At 50.7% G+C, this 14,064-nt stretch carries 9 protein-coding genes; 6 read left to right on the top strand and 3 right to left on the bottom strand.

Going from position 1 to position 14,064, the window contains the following annotated elements; translation table 11 throughout:
• Positions 1-5 precede the first annotated feature (5 nt).
• Together groL and B5G10_RS00830 are read left to right on the top strand one after the other, a co-directional pair.
• A complete protein-coding gene (groL, locus tag B5G10_RS00835; protein WP_087422875.1) occupies positions 6-1,643 on the top strand; it encodes a chaperonin GroEL in 1,638 nt (545 codons plus the stop codon).
• 200 nt (positions 1,644-1,843) lie between these two features.
• On the top strand, positions 1,844-2,203 hold the full coding sequence (locus B5G10_RS00830; protein WP_162612470.1) for a YbaN family protein: 360 nt from the start codon (positions 1,844-1,846) through the stop codon (positions 2,201-2,203).
• A gap of 6 nt (positions 2,204-2,209) precedes the next feature.
• On the opposite strand, the gene B5G10_RS00825 is transcribed toward B5G10_RS00830, so the two are convergent.
• The 3 genes from B5G10_RS00825 to carA all read right to left on the bottom strand — a co-directional run bounded on the left by B5G10_RS00825 (position 2,210) and on the right by carA (position 7,227).
• The gene (locus tag B5G10_RS00825) at positions 2,210-2,722 is read right to left on the bottom strand and encodes a hypothetical protein (RefSeq protein WP_087422873.1); all 513 of its coding nucleotides are present in this window, start codon (positions 2,720-2,722) and stop codon (positions 2,210-2,212) included.
• Positions 2,723-2,888: 166 nt separating this feature from the next.
• Positions 2,889-6,137 (bottom strand): carbamoyl-phosphate synthase (glutamine-hydrolyzing) large subunit, encoded by a 3,249-nt coding sequence (gene carB, locus B5G10_RS00820; protein ID WP_087422872.1) that lies wholly within the window; start codon positions 6,135-6,137, stop codon positions 2,889-2,891.
• A gap of 19 nt (positions 6,138-6,156) precedes the next feature.
• On the bottom strand, positions 6,157-7,227 hold the full coding sequence (gene carA / locus B5G10_RS00815; RefSeq protein WP_087422871.1) for a glutamine-hydrolyzing carbamoyl-phosphate synthase small subunit: 1,071 nt from the start codon (positions 7,225-7,227) through the stop codon (positions 6,157-6,159).
• A gap of 306 nt (positions 7,228-7,533) precedes the next feature.
• Here carA and dapF point away from each other — a divergent pair, with 306 nt between their 5' ends.
• The 4 genes from dapF to B5G10_RS00795 all read left to right on the top strand — a co-directional run bounded on the left by dapF (position 7,534) and on the right by B5G10_RS00795 (position 13,880).
• On the top strand, positions 7,534-8,370 hold the full coding sequence (gene dapF, locus B5G10_RS00810) for a diaminopimelate epimerase (protein WP_087422870.1): 837 nt from the start codon (positions 7,534-7,536) through the stop codon (positions 8,368-8,370).
• 12 nt (positions 8,371-8,382) lie between these two features.
• Positions 8,383-9,618 carry an LL-diaminopimelate aminotransferase gene (locus B5G10_RS00805; protein WP_087422869.1) on the top strand — a complete coding sequence of 412 codons (1,236 nt, stop codon included), beginning with the start codon at positions 8,383-8,385 and terminating at the stop codon, positions 9,616-9,618.
• 48 nt (positions 9,619-9,666) lie between these two features.
• Positions 9,667-11,856, top strand: coding sequence for a glutamine synthetase III (locus B5G10_RS00800; RefSeq protein ID WP_087422868.1), 2,190 nt, complete (start codon positions 9,667-9,669; stop codon positions 11,854-11,856).
• A 131-nt stretch (positions 11,857-11,987) separates the two neighbouring features.
• A complete protein-coding gene (locus tag B5G10_RS00795) occupies positions 11,988-13,880 on the top strand; it encodes an amidophosphoribosyltransferase (protein ID WP_087422867.1) in 1,893 nt (630 codons plus the stop codon).
• Positions 13,881-14,064 lie beyond the last annotated feature (184 nt).

Raw genomic sequence — 14,064 nt, 5'->3', positions numbered from 1 at the left:
GAATTATGGCTAAAGAAATTAAATTCAATATTCAGGCTCGTGAAGAGCTGAAAAAAGGGGTTGACGAATTGGCTAATGCCGTAAAAGTTACCCTGGGTCCTAAAGGCCGCAATGTAATTATCGAGAAAAAATTCGGTGCTCCTCACATCACGAAAGATGGTGTGACCGTAGCCAAAGAGATAGAACTCGAAGATGCTTTCCAGAACATGGGTGCACAGTTGGTTAAAGAGGTTGCCTCGAAGACTGGCGACGATGCCGGTGACGGTACGACAACGGCTACCGTATTGGCTCAGTCGATTGTAAACGTAGGCCTTAAAAACGTAGCTGCCGGTGCCAACCCCATGGACTTGAAACGTGGTATCGACAAAGCCGTAGCCAAAGTGGTAGAAGGCATCAGAGAGCAGGCTCAAGAGGTAGGCGACGACTTCGAAAAGATTGAGTCGGTTGCCCGCATCTCGGCCAACAACGATAGCGAAATAGGCCAACTCATCGCCGAGGCTATGAAGAAAGTGAAGAAAGAAGGCGTCATCACGGTCGAAGAGGCTAAAGGTACCGATACTACGGTCGATATCGTAGAAGGTATGCAGTTTGACCGCGGTTACATTTCGCCCTATTTCGTAACCAACACTGAGAAGATGGAGTGCGAAATGGACACGCCCTACATCTTGATTTACGACAAGAAGATTTCGGTATTGAAAGATATGCTTCCCGTTCTCGAAGCTACCGCACAGACCGGTCGTCCTCTGCTCATCATCGCCGAGGATGTCGATAGCGAAGCCTTGGCTACGTTGGTTGTAAACCGTCTGCGTGGTTCGCTCAAGGTATGTGCCGTGAAGGCTCCTGGTTTCGGCGACCGTCGTAAAGAGATGCTCGAAGATATCGCCGTATTGACCGGTGGTGTAGTCATCTCCGAAGAGAAAGGCTTGAAACTCGAATCGACCACAATCGAAATGTTGGGCCGTGCCGAGAAGGTAACCGTGAACAAAGAGAACACAACTATCGTCAACGGTATGGGCAGCAAAGACTCTATTGCCGCTCGTGTAGCTCAAATCAAGGCTCAAATCGAGACGACAACCTCCGACTACGATCGTGAGAAACTGCAAGAGCGTCTGGCCAAATTGGCAGGTGGTGTTGCCGTTCTCTACATCGGTGCTGCTTCTGAGGTAGAGATGAAAGAGAAGAAAGACCGCGTGGACGATGCATTGAGCGCTACGAGAGCCGCTATCGCCGAAGGTATCGTGCCGGGTGGTGGTGTAGCTTACATCCGTTGTATCCCCGCCTTGGATGGCCTCAAAGGCGCCAACGAAGACGAGACTACCGGTATCGAAATCGTGAAACGTGCCATCGAAGAGCCGTTGCGTCAGATCACCGCTAATGCCGGTGTCGAAGGTGCCGTAGTGGTACAACGTGTAAAAGACGGTAAAGGCGACTTTGGTTACAATGCCCGCACCAACACCTACGAGAACTTCTTCGCCGCAGGTGTTATCGATCCGGCCAAAGTAACCCGTGTAGCCCTTGAGAACGCCGCTTCTATTGCCGGTATGTTCTTGACAACCGAATGTGTAATTGCCGATAAGAAGGAAGAGAATCCTGCTCCTGCCATGCCGGCCGCCGGTATGGGTGGAATGGGCGGTATGATGTAATCTCCGCAAATCTTTCAATCCAGCATAAAAAAGGGGAGTGTTCCAAAAACCGGGCACTCCCTCTATTTGTTTTAAACGACCGGGTGGGGGAGGAGAATCATTCCAGCACATAGGGAATGATTCATCTAAACCGGCGATATAGTGATGTGGTTTATATCCTGTTTTCTTCTCGGCTTCGGGTTTTGTTGTATTTTTGCACCGTGAAAGCTATCTATATCTTTTTAGGCGGACTCTCTCTCGGCTTGGGTATAGCCGGTATCTTCCTGCCGCTGTTGCCTACCACGCCCTTTCTGTTGCTGTCGGCCGCACTGTGGTTGCGCAGTTCGCCACGACTGTACCAGTGGCTTTTGAATCATAAACGGTTTGGGCCCTATATCAGCGATTTTCTCGAGCACAAGGCCATACCGCTGCGGGTAAAGATTATCTCGGTATCGCTGGTGTGGATTACGCTGCTCTACTGTGCCCTGTTTGTGGCCCGGGTGTGGTGGCTCGCTTTGCTCTTCGTGCTGCTGGCTGTGGCCTTGTCGTGGCATATCCTCTCGTACAAGACCCGCAAATAACCGTTATCAGTATCTGAATCCGATGGAGAGGAAGACATTCCCGCAATTGTCAATCCCCTGGGTGTGCGAATCGACGAATCTATAGCCCAATTCGACGACGGGTGAAAACCTGTACGACTTGAGATACCAGGCCAACGATACATCGTAACTCGAGCGTTTCCAAGAGGGGCACCCCACACTGCTTAATGCCTTGGCCCGTATATCGAGGGCATGGATGCTTTTTACGCTGTTCAGTAGTTTTACCCCCAAGCCACCGCCTATGCTGACTCCATTATAATAGGTTTTGACGCCTTCGTTCTTATACAGGGAGATGTTGTCTTCTGCGGTAACGAAGAGATAGGCGATAGAAACAAACTCCACTTGGGATCTGAATGAAAAGTCAACGGGCTTTATCCCTTTATTCGCAATTCCTGTCCCGGCAGAGAATTCGAAGTGCACCCGGTCCATGAAGGTTTGTGCATGTATCTTGACTGTGGCGAGGGCGAGCAAAAGGGTAGTCGCATAAATAAATTTTTTCATGTCGTTACCGTGTTGTGTTGATTAAGGCCTTTGTCTTTTCAGGGAATCGTGTGAAATGATTCTTCTGAATGATGAGCATAAAGATAATAATTTATTTTTTTGTATCATAAAAAAGCGCGGCCTCCAAAATCGAAGGTCGCGCTTTATGGTGTTTAGAAATTTCGCCTTACTTGTATTCGTCCCAGCTCTTGATTTGAATATCGTCGATATTCAAGCTGCAGAAGGCCTCGATAAAGGCCGAAGCCAGCCGGGCATTGGTAATGAGCGGGATGTTGAAGTCGATGGCGGCACGACGTATCTTGTAGCCGTTGTCGAGCTCCTTTTGCGTCAGGTTCTTGGGAATATTCACCACCAGGTCTATCTGCTTGTTGTGCAGCATATCCAAGGCTTGCGGCTCGTGGTCGCTCTCGCTGGGCCAGTAAACCTTCACGGCCGGGATGCCGTTGTCGGTGAGGAACTGGTGCGTTCCGCCCGTGGCAAAGAGGCTATATCCTTTCTCGTGCAAGAGTTGGGCTGCCTCGAGCATGTCGGCTTTCTGTTTGGCGCTACCGGTCGAGAGCAGAATATTCTTTTTCGGGATCTGGTAACCTACCGAAAGCATGGCTTTCAAGATGGCTTCGCTCGTGTCGAGGCCCAGACAGCCTACTTCGCCGGTCGAAGCCATATCGACACCCAGCACGGGGTCGGCCTTCTGCAATCGTGAGAAGGAGAACTGGGAAGCTTTGATGCCCACATAGTCGAGGTCGAACTCGTTCTTGCCCGGTTTCTCTACCGGCAGTCCCATCATTACCTTCGTGGCCAGTTCGATGAAGTTGATTTTCAAAACCTTCGAAACGAACGGGAAGCTGCGTGATGCACGCAGGTTACACTCGATTACCTTGATGTCGTTGTTCTTGGCCAGGAACTGGATGTTGAAGGGACCCGATATATTGAGGGCTTGAGCTATCTGCCCGGCCACCTTCTTGATGCGTCGCACGGTCTCGACATAGAGCTTTTGCGGCGGGAACTGTATGGTGGCGTCGCCCGAGTGCACACCGGCAAACTCGATGTGCTCCGAGATGGCGTAGATGATGATTTCGCCATTGCGGGCTACGGCATCCATCTCGATCTCTTTGGCGTGCTGGATAAACTCGCTCACTACGACCGGGTGTTTCTTCGAAACGTTGGCGGCCAGTTGCAGGAATTGTTCCAGCTCGGCGTTGTTGGAGCAGACGTTCATCGCTGCACCCGAGAGTACATACGAGGGACGAACCAGTACGGGGTAGCCTACCTCTTTCACAAAGTCATAGATGTCGGCCAGTGAGGTCAGCTCTCGCCAACGGGGCTGGTCTATACCCAGCGAGTCGAGCATCGACGAGAACTTGTGGCGGTCTTCGGCGTGGTCGATGCTGTCGGCCGTCGTACCCAATATGCTCACGTGCTGCTCGTCGAGGCGGGTAGCCAGGTTGTTGGGTATCTGTCCGCCGGTCGAGAGGATTACGCCGTGAGGATTCTCGAGTTCGAGAATATCCATCACCCGCTCGAAGGTCAGTTCGTCGAAGTAGAGGCGGTCGCACATGTCGTAGTCGGTCGATACCGTCTCGGGGTTATAGTTGATCATGACGCTGCGGTAGCCCTCTTTGCGAATGGTATTCAGAGCCTGTACACCGCACCAGTCAAACTCTACCGAAGAGCCTATGCGGTAGGCTCCCGAACCCAGCACCACAATCGATTTGCGGTCGCCCAGGTACTTCACGTCGTTGGCGATGCCGCTGTAAGTCAGGTACAGATAGTTGGTCTGTGCCGGATACTCGGCAGCCAGCGTATCGATTTGTTTCACTACGGGAACGATGCCCAGCGATTTACGAAACTGGCGCACCCACTGCATGTGACAGTCTTCCATCTTCTCTTTCCAGATGGCACGGGCTATCTGGAAATCGGAGAAGCCCTGTATCTTGGCCCTACGCATGAGTTCGTAGTAGGTTTGAGGATTCTCGGCGCGGGTAATCGACTCGTCGAGCTCTTCCAGGTCGTGAGCCGTGCGCACGATATTCATCAGCTTTTGCAGGAACCAGCAGTCGATTTTGGTCAAGTCGTGTATTTGATCGACCGTATATCCGGCACGCATGGCCTTGCTGATGACAAAGATACGTTTGTCGGTAGGCTCGTGCAGCGATTTGTCTATATTGGGGATAACCAGCTCTTTGTTCTCGACAAACCCGTGCATGCCCTGGCCAATCATGCGCAATCCTTTTTGGATAGCCTCTTCAAAGGTGCGGCCGATGGCCATTACCTCGCCAACCGATTTCATGCTGGAGCCCAGCTCGCGATCGACACCTTGGAATTTACCCAAGTCCCAACGAGGTATTTTGCAGACGATATAGTCGAGCGCCGGTTCAAAGAAAGCGCTGGTCTCTTTGGTAACCGAGTTTTTCAAGTCGAACAAGCCATATCCCAGTCCCAGTTTGGCAGCCACGAAGGCCAGCGGATAACCGGTGGCTTTCGATGCCAGGGCCGATGAACGGCTCAGACGGGCATTCACCTCGATAACCCGATAGTCCTCCGACTTGGGGTCGAAGGCATACTGCACGTTACACTCGCCCACGATACCGATATGGCGGATAATGCGTATGGCCAGTTCGCGCAGTTTGTGATATTCGCTGTTGGTGAGCGTTTGCGACGGAGCTACCACGATACTCTCGCCGGTGTGGATACCCAGCGGGTCGAAGTTCTCCATGTTACATACCGTAATACAGTTGTCGTAGCGGTCGCGCACCACCTCGTATTCAATCTCTTTCCAACCTTTGAGCGATTTTTCGACCAGAATCTGAGGTGAGAACGAGAGTGCCTTTTCGGCTTTCACCCGCAACTCCTCCTCGTTGTCGCAGAAACCGCTGCCCAATCCTCCCAGGGCATAAGCGGCCCGAATGATGATGGGGTAGCCCAGCTCGGCGGCAGCCTGAACGGCATCTTCTATCGAATTGACCGCTTCGCTCTTGATGGTTTTGACATCGATTTCGTCGAGTTTTTTCACAAAGAGTTCGCGGTCTTCGGTATCCATGATGGCCTGTACCGGGGTTCCCAGTACCCGCACATTATATTTCTCGAGCGTGCCGGCCTGGTAAAGTTGGACACCACAGTTAAGCGCAGTCTGTCCGCCGAATGCCAGCAAAATTCCGTCGGGTTTCTCCTTTTGGATAACCCGTTCTACAAAGTAGGGGGTAACCGGCAGGAAGTAGATTTTGTCGGCCACGCCCTCAGAGGTTTGCACCGTAGCGATGTTGGGATTGATCAGAACCGTTGTGATACCCTCCTCTTTGAGCGCTTTCAAGGCTTGTGACCCGGAATAGTCAAATTCACCGGCTTCGCCTATTTTCAAGGCTCCGGAGCCTAACAACAGTACTTTCTTTATCTTTTTGATTTCTTCTTGGTTCATAGGTATGGTATTTCCGGGTTTACAACAGTTTTACAAATTCATCGAACAGGAATTCGGTATCGGTAGGTCCGCTGGCAGCCTCGGGGTGGAACTGAGCCGAGAAGTAGGGTTTCGATTTGTGACGTATTCCTTCGTTTGTGCCATCGTTCATATTGATGAAGAGAGGTTCCCAATCGGCACCGAGAGTCGAGTTATCGACAGCGAAACCATGGTTTTGCGAGGTGATGAAGCAACGGTTTGTGCCCACCTGACGCACCGGTTGGTTGTGGCTGCGGTGACCATATTTGAGTTTATAGGTACGAGCGCCTCCGGCCTTCGACAACAGTTGGTTGCCCATGCAGATGCCGAATATGGGCTTGGTGCCGTTCATGGCCTGGCGTATGTGATCTACGGTAATGCCACACATGTCGGGGTCGCCCGGACCGTTCGAGATAAACAGCCCGTCGTAGTCGAGCGTGTTGAAGTCGTAGTCCCAGGGTACACGTATTACGGTAACATCGCGTTTGAGCAGACAGCGGATAATGTTGTGCTTGACACCACAGTCCACCAACACCACTTTTTTGTTCCCGTTGCCATATCGAATGACCTCTTTGCAGCTTACTTTGGCCACCAGGTTCGACAGGTTGGGATCGACAAACTCAATATCCTCGCCGCCTTCGATGACGATTTTGCCTTTCATGGAGCCATGCTCTCTCAATCGCTTGGTCAGCTCACGGGTGTCGATGTCGTAAATCCCGACAACCTGTTCTTCTTTCAACCAGTCGGCCAGACTTTTGGCCGCATTCCAGTGGCTGTACTCAAACGAGTAATCCGACACCACCAACGCTTCGACATGGATCTTTTCCGACTCATAGAATCGCGACAATCCATTCACCTCTTCACGTCGAGGCACTCCATAGTTTCCGATAAGGGGGTAGGTGGTCACTAAGATTTGACCGGAGTAGGAGGGGTCGGTCAGGCTTTCGGGGTAGCCCATCATGGCCGTGTTGAAAACGACCTCGCCGGCAACAGGTTTTTCGTAGCCAAATGATTTCCCGATAAATACGGTACCATCATCAAGGATTAGAGAAGCCTTTTTTGTTGTTTGCATTACGATAGAATTATTTTGTATTAGTAATTAGCTTAAGTAAGTAGGGTGGATTTCTATCGTGAAAACCATGCAAAGATAGCAAAAAAATCCCTATTCCACAGGTTTTGCCGCCAGATTGTAAAAATAAATTTTTCGATGCCTCTATCTCCCAACGACATGCTTTATGATTTTATGGTATGTAAATATATTTATACAATATTTATACTTTCAATTTGTAAGTATGTTTGTCAGAAAGGCTAATTTTGCAGCAAAATAATTGCATTTAGTTTTCGAAAACCGAAATGTTGTATCAAAAAGAGTGTTCTTATGAGATTCACAAAAATGCAAGGGGCAGGCAATGATTATATCTATCTGAATGGATTTGAAGCGTTGCCGGCCGATTTGGGCGAATTGTCCCGCCAAATGAGTGACCGACATTTTGGAGTAGGTTCCGATGGGTTGGTAGTGATTATGCCCTCGGAGAATTGTGACTTTCGCATGCGGATGTTCAACTCTGACGGGTCGGAAGCCGAAATGTGTGGAAATGCCTCCCGCTGTGTAGGGAAGTATGTTTATGACAAGGGACTGACTACGAAGAAAGAGTTGACACTCGAGACGCTTGCCGGCGTTAAACACCTCACACTACATACACAAGATGGCCTGGTAAACCAGGTGACTGTCGATATGGGAGAGCCCATCTTGTCGGCTCCCGATATTCCGGTCAACCTTTCGGCAAGTCCGGTCGTTGCTCATCCGTTGGAGGTCGAGGGTAACACCTATGCCATCACCTGCGTATCGATGGGTAACCCGCATGCAGTCATCTTTCTCGACAACATGGACCGCTACGATCTACATCACATTGGGTCGCTCATCGAGCATCATGAACTTTTTCCACGGCGTACCAATGTCGAGTTTGTAGAGGTATTGTCGCCTCAAGATTTACGGATGCGTGTGTGGGAGCGGGGTGCCGGTGAGACCTTGGCTTGTGGTACAGGCGCTTGCGCCACGCTGGTGGCTGCCGTACTGAACGGAAAAGCCAATCGTCGAGCTACTCTGCATCTGTTGGGTGGTGATTTGTCGATTGAGTGGAACGAGCAAAACAATCGAATTTACATGACAGGTGGAGCCGTCACCGTATTTGAAGGTGAGTGGCCCAACCAATAATAAATAGAGTATATGGCTTTTGTTAATGAAAACTATTTAAAGCTCCGCGAGAGCTATCTGTTCTCCGATATAAAGAAGAAAGTAAATGCCTACAAGGCTCAACACCCCGAGGCTAACATCATCAGTCTGGGCATAGGCGATGTGACGCGCCCTATTGTCCCGGCTATTATCGAGGCCATGCACAAGGCTGTCGATGAGATGGGCCATGCCGAGACCTTCAGAGGATATGGTCCCGAACAGGGATATCGTTTTTTGCAAGACCGCATTATCGAACATGATTTCAGATCGCGAGGTGTCGAGCTCGATGCCGACGAGATTTTTGTAGGCGATGGAGCCAAGAGCGACTTGGGTAACATTGGCGATATCTTGAGCGTGAAAAACAAGATAGCCGTGACCGACCCGGTTTATCCCGTTTACGTCGATACCAACGTGATGGGTGGTAGAGCCGGAGAACTGGCTGGTGATGGGGAACATTGGAACCGCATTGTGTATATTCCCTGCACGAGCGAGAATAACTTTGTACCCGAACTGCCTGCCGAGCGTCCCGATGTCATCTATCTCTGTTATCCCAATAACCCTACGGGTACGGCTCTGACGAAAGAGGAGTTGCAAAAGTGGGTGGACTATGCTCGAGCCAACGACGCGCTCATTCTCTTCGATGCCGCCTACGAGGCCTTTATTCACGACGACAACATTCCCCACAGTATCTACGAGATGGAAGGGGCCAAAGAGGTGGCTATCGAGTTTCGTAGTTTCTCAAAAACCGCAGGCTTTACCGGTTTGCGGTGTGGCTATACCGTCGTGCCCAAAGTGTTGAAGGTCCATACCGAAACCGGTGAAAAGGTGGCTCTCAACCCGCTGTGGAATCGCCGCCAAACGACCAAGTTCAACGGTACATCCTATATAGTTCAACGGGCAGCCGAGGCGGCTTATAGCCCGCTGGGTACCCAGCAGACCAGGGAGTCGATCGAGTATTACATGCGCAACGCACGGCTCTTGAAAGAATCGTTGCAAAATATAGGCTTGAAAATATTTGGCGGAGATAATGCTCCATATATTTGGGTAAAGACGCCCGATGGATTATCTTCGTGGAAGTTTTTCGAGCGTCTGTTGCACGAGTGTCACATTGTGGGAACCCCCGGTGTGGGTTTCGGCCCGTCGGGTGAAGGCTATTTCCGCTTGACCGCATTTGGCCGTTACGAGGATACGGTTGAAGCCATTTCGCGTATTCAGAACTGGAAACTGTAAGACAAAAGAAAAAGAGAATCATACAAACTAAACCTAATAAATTCAACTATGTCAATGCTAAGATTTAAAGTGACGAAAGAAGCTTTTAGTCGGAAAGCAGTTCCTGTCAACTATCCGAAAGAGCGACCGTCGGAGTACTACGGGAAGTATGTCTTCAATCGGGAGAAGATGTTCAAGTATCTGCCCAAGAAGACCTATGAAGCCGTAATAGCCGCAATCGACAACAGCACTCCGTTGAGCCGTGAGATAGCCGACAGCGTTGCCGCCGGCATGCGAAAGTGGGCTCTCGAAATGGGTGCTACACACTACACCCACTGGTTCCACCCGCTCACCGACGGAACAGCCGAGAAGCACGACGCCTTCATCGAACACGATGGTAAAGGCGGTGTTGTCGAGGAGTTCTCGGGAAAACTGCTCATTCAGCAGGAACCCGATGCATCGAGTTTCCCCAACGGTGGTATCCGCAACACTTTCGAGGCCCGTGGCTATTCGGCCTGGGATATCTCTTCGCCGGCCTTTATCCTCGACAAGACCCTGTGTATTCCTACTATCTTCATCTCTTACACAGGTGAATCGCTCGACTACAAAGCTCCGTTGCTCAAAGCATTGAATAGTGTAAACAAAGCGGCAACTGCCGTATGCAAATATTTCGATAAAAACGTAAACCACGTTTATTCCTATTTGGGATGGGAGCAAGAGTACTTTTTGGTCGATGAGAGTCTGTATGCCGCTCGTCCCGACCTGGTGCTTACGGGCCGCACCCTCATGGGACACGAAAGCGCCAAGAACCAGCAGCTCGAGGATCACTACTTCGGGGCCATTCCCTCGCGTGTAGAAGCTTTTATGCAGGACCTCGAAATCGAGTGCCACATGTTGGGTATTCCGGTTAAGACCTGCCACAACGAGGTAGCGCCCAACCAGTTTGAGGTAGCCCCCATTTTCGAGGAGACCAACCTGGCCAACGACCACAACCTGTTGCTCATGTCGGTTATGCGCGAGGTGGCTCGCCGTCATAACTTCAGAGTGCTGTTGCACGAGAAACCCTTCAAGGGAGTGAACGGTTCGGGCAAGCACAACAACTGGTCGCTGGGTACCGATACCGGCGTGCTGCTGTTTGCTCCTGGAAAGACTCACAAAGAGAACTTACAATTCATTACATTCATTGTCAATGTAATGGCTGCCGTCTATAAATATAATGGTCTGCTCAAAGCCAGCATATCGTCGGCCACCAATGGCCACCGGTTGGGTGCCAATGAGGCTCCCCCTGCCATTATTTCCATCTTCATGGGCAAGCAGATTAGCGAAGTGCTGGCCAAGTTGGCCAAGAGCACGTCGGAAGATGTGTTGAACATGGGGGGTAAAGCAGGATTGAAGCTGGATATTGCCCAGATTCCCGAGATTCTGATGGATAATACCGACCGTAACCGCACATCGCCCTTTGCCTTCACCGGAAACCGCTTTGAGTTCCGCGCCGTGGGTTCATCGGCCAACTGTGCCAGTGCCATGATTGCCTTGAATGCAGCCGTAGCCTACCAGTTACAAGATTTCAAAAAACGGGTCGATGCCCTCATTGCCGAAGGGAAGGAGAAGGAACAGGCCATTCTCACCGTAATCAAAGACCTTATCAACGAGAGCAAAGATATCTGCTTCGACGGTAATGGTTACAGCGACGAGTGGAAAGCCGAGGCCGAGCGTCGCGGACTCGATTGCGAGACAAGCGTGCCTATCATCTTCGATAACTATTTGAAAGAAGATGTGGTGAAAATGTTCGGAGAGACTCACGTCTTTACACCGCTGGAATTGCAGGCGCGTAACGAGGTGAAGTGGGAGATATACACCAAGAAGATACAGATCGAGGCCCGTGTGTTGGGCGACTTGGCCATCAATCACATTGTACCGGTAGCTACGCGTTATCAGTCGCTTTTGCTCGACAACGTGTTCAAGATAAAGAGTCTGTTCCCGGCCGAGAAGAGTGAGCAGATTGCCACGCAAGACATGGAGGTAATCGAGAAGATAGCCTACCACCTGCTCACCATCAAAGAGAAGGTACACACTATGGTCGAAGCGCGCAAGGTGGCCAACAAGATCGAGAACGAACGGGAGAAAGCCATTGCTTACCACGACACGGTAGCTCCCAGGCTCGACGAGATTCGCTATCATATCGATAAGCTCGAGCTGATGATCGATAACGAAATGTGGCCGCTGCCCAAGTATAGAGAACTGTTGTTTATCCGTTAATGATACTGAGTAATAACCTGTTGGATAAATGACCCCATGAATATGAAAACGAGCTATAACAGACCTGGAGATCCTGTTGTGGCTCGTTTTGCGTTATAACACTTGACATCGTTTTTATAAGGTTCGATTCTATGACAGAAGTTATCAAACACGAGTGTGGAATAGCCATGGTGCGACTGTTGAAGCCACTCTCTTATTATCAGCAAAAATATGGATCCTACATGTATGGGTTGAATAAACTCTACCTGTTGATGGAGAAGCAGCACAACCGGGGGCAGGAGGGTGCCGGTTTGGCTTGTGTGAAGTTACATGCCCGCCCGGCCGAAGAGTTCATCTATCGCGAACGGGCCATGGGTACCGGGGCCATACAGGAGATTTTTGCCAATGTGAAGACTCAGATACAAAATACGCCTCACGACACGACCGATGCCGAGTGGGCCGCCCTGCACTTGCCGTTTGCCGGTGAGGTTTATATGGGCCACCTGCGTTACAGCACGACGGGGCGCTCGGGATTGTCGTATGTGCACCCGTTTTTGCGTCGGGGCAACTGGCGGTCGAGAAACCTGTTGCTGTGTGGTAATTTCAACATGACCAACGTCGATGAGATTTTCGGGAGTATCGTAGCCAAAGGGCAGCACCCCCGCAGCTATGCCGACACGTTTGTACTGCTCGAGCAACTGGGACATGCCCTCGATATGGAAAATCAACGTCTGTATGACATCTACAAAAACGAGGGACTCGACGATATCGAGATTACCGAAGCCATCGAAAACAACCTGAACATGGCCGAAATACTCAAGAAACCCTCCCGCATATGGGATGGCGGCTATGTTATTTGCGGCATGACCGGTAGCGGCGATATGTTTTCGTTCCGCGACCCTCGGGGCATCCGTCCGGCTTTTTATTATGCCGACGACGAGATTGTCGTGGTGGCATCGGAACGTCCGGTCATACAGACTACCATGAACCTGTCGGTCGAGCAAGTGCAAGAGTTGCAGCCGGGTGAGTGCCTGGTAGTCAATCGTCGGGGCGACCTGCATATCGAGCAGATTCTGCCGCCGCTCAATTATAGCGCCTGCTCGTTTGAACGCATCTATTTCTCGCGGGGCAGCGATGTCGATATCTATCGCGAGCGCAAAGAGTTGGGCCGTCATCTGGCACCTCAAATATTGAAAAGCATCGATTACGATTTGGCCCACACCGTCTTTTCGTTTATCCCCAATACGGCCGAGGTAGCCTTTTACGGTATGCTCGAGGGGCTCGACAGCTATCTGAGCGAACAAAAGCTGGCTCTCATACGGCAGGCAGGCGACAGCCTCACCGACGAGGAGTTGCGGCGAATACTCTCGCTCAAAGTGCGGTCTGAGAAGGTGGCCATCAAAGATATCAAACTGCGTACCTTTATTGCCGAGGGCGATACCCGCGACGACCTGGCAGCACACGTTTACGATATTACCTATGGCACAGTGACCCCGGGGGTCGATAATCTGGTGGTAATCGACGACAGTATCGTGCGGGGCACGACACTGCGGCAGAGTATTATCAAGATACTCGACCGGCTTCACCCGAAAAAGATTATCATCGTGTCGTCGTCGCCACAAGTGCGGTTCCCCGACTGCTACGGTATCGACATGTCTCGCATGGGCGAGTTCATCGCCTTCAAGGCGGCCATGGCTCTGTTGAAAGAGAGAGGTATGCAATCTGTTATCGACGAGGTGTATCGCAAATCCAAGGCGCAGCAAAATAAGCCTAAGGAAGAGATTGTCAACTATGTGAAGGAGATTTATGCCCCCTTTACCCAGGATGAAGTCTCGGAAAAGATAGCTCAAATGCTTACTTCGGACGAAATTACTGCTCAGGTCGAAATCATTTATCAGACTCTCGAGGGGCTGCATCAGGCCATACCCAGCCATCCGGGCGACTGGTACTTCTCGGGCAATTATCCCACACCTGGAGGCAACCGGTTGGTAAATAACGCCTTCATTAATTTTATGGAGGGAGCCGACAGCAAGCGCCAGCAGTAAAAACAGAGCGTATCTAAGCGAAATACAAGAACAGGGCGAGTCGATAGGAGTGAAATCGGCTCGCCCTCTTTTTGTTAAATTGCAAAAATATGTTATTGTTTATACGGATTATAAATAATATATAGGCAATATATAGTGATAAATCGGAACAATTTACGAAATTTGCAGTTGGAAACAAAGTTAA

It is taken from the genome of Barnesiella sp. An55 (assembly GCF_002161555.1).
Lineage (GTDB): Bacteria > Bacteroidota > Bacteroidia > Bacteroidales > Barnesiellaceae > Barnesiella > Barnesiella merdipullorum.
This window is presented reverse-complemented; position numbering and strand designations above follow the sequence as displayed.

Excerpts from the sequence above, each read along its gene's own strand:
- groL (WP_087422875.1), top strand. The coding sequence starts at position 6 with ATGGCTAAAGAAATTAAATTCAATATTCAGGCTCGTGAAGAGCTGAAA.
- B5G10_RS00825 (WP_087422873.1), bottom strand. The coding sequence starts at position 2,722 with ATGAAAAAATTTATTTATGCGACTACCCTTTTGCTCGCCCTCGCCACA.
- carB (WP_087422872.1), bottom strand. The coding sequence starts at position 6,137 with ATGAACCAAGAAGAAATCAAAAAGATAAAGAAAGTACTGTTGTTAGGC.
- carA (WP_087422871.1), bottom strand. The coding sequence starts at position 7,227 with ATGCAAACAACAAAAAAGGCTTCTCTAATCCTTGATGATGGTACCGTA.
- dapF (WP_087422870.1), top strand. The coding sequence starts at position 7,534 with ATGAGATTCACAAAAATGCAAGGGGCAGGCAATGATTATATCTATCTG.
- B5G10_RS00805 (WP_087422869.1), top strand. The coding sequence starts at position 8,383 with ATGGCTTTTGTTAATGAAAACTATTTAAAGCTCCGCGAGAGCTATCTG.
- B5G10_RS00800 (WP_087422868.1), top strand. The coding sequence starts at position 9,667 with ATGTCAATGCTAAGATTTAAAGTGACGAAAGAAGCTTTTAGTCGGAAA.
- B5G10_RS00795 (WP_087422867.1), top strand. The coding sequence starts at position 11,988 with ATGACAGAAGTTATCAAACACGAGTGTGGAATAGCCATGGTGCGACTG.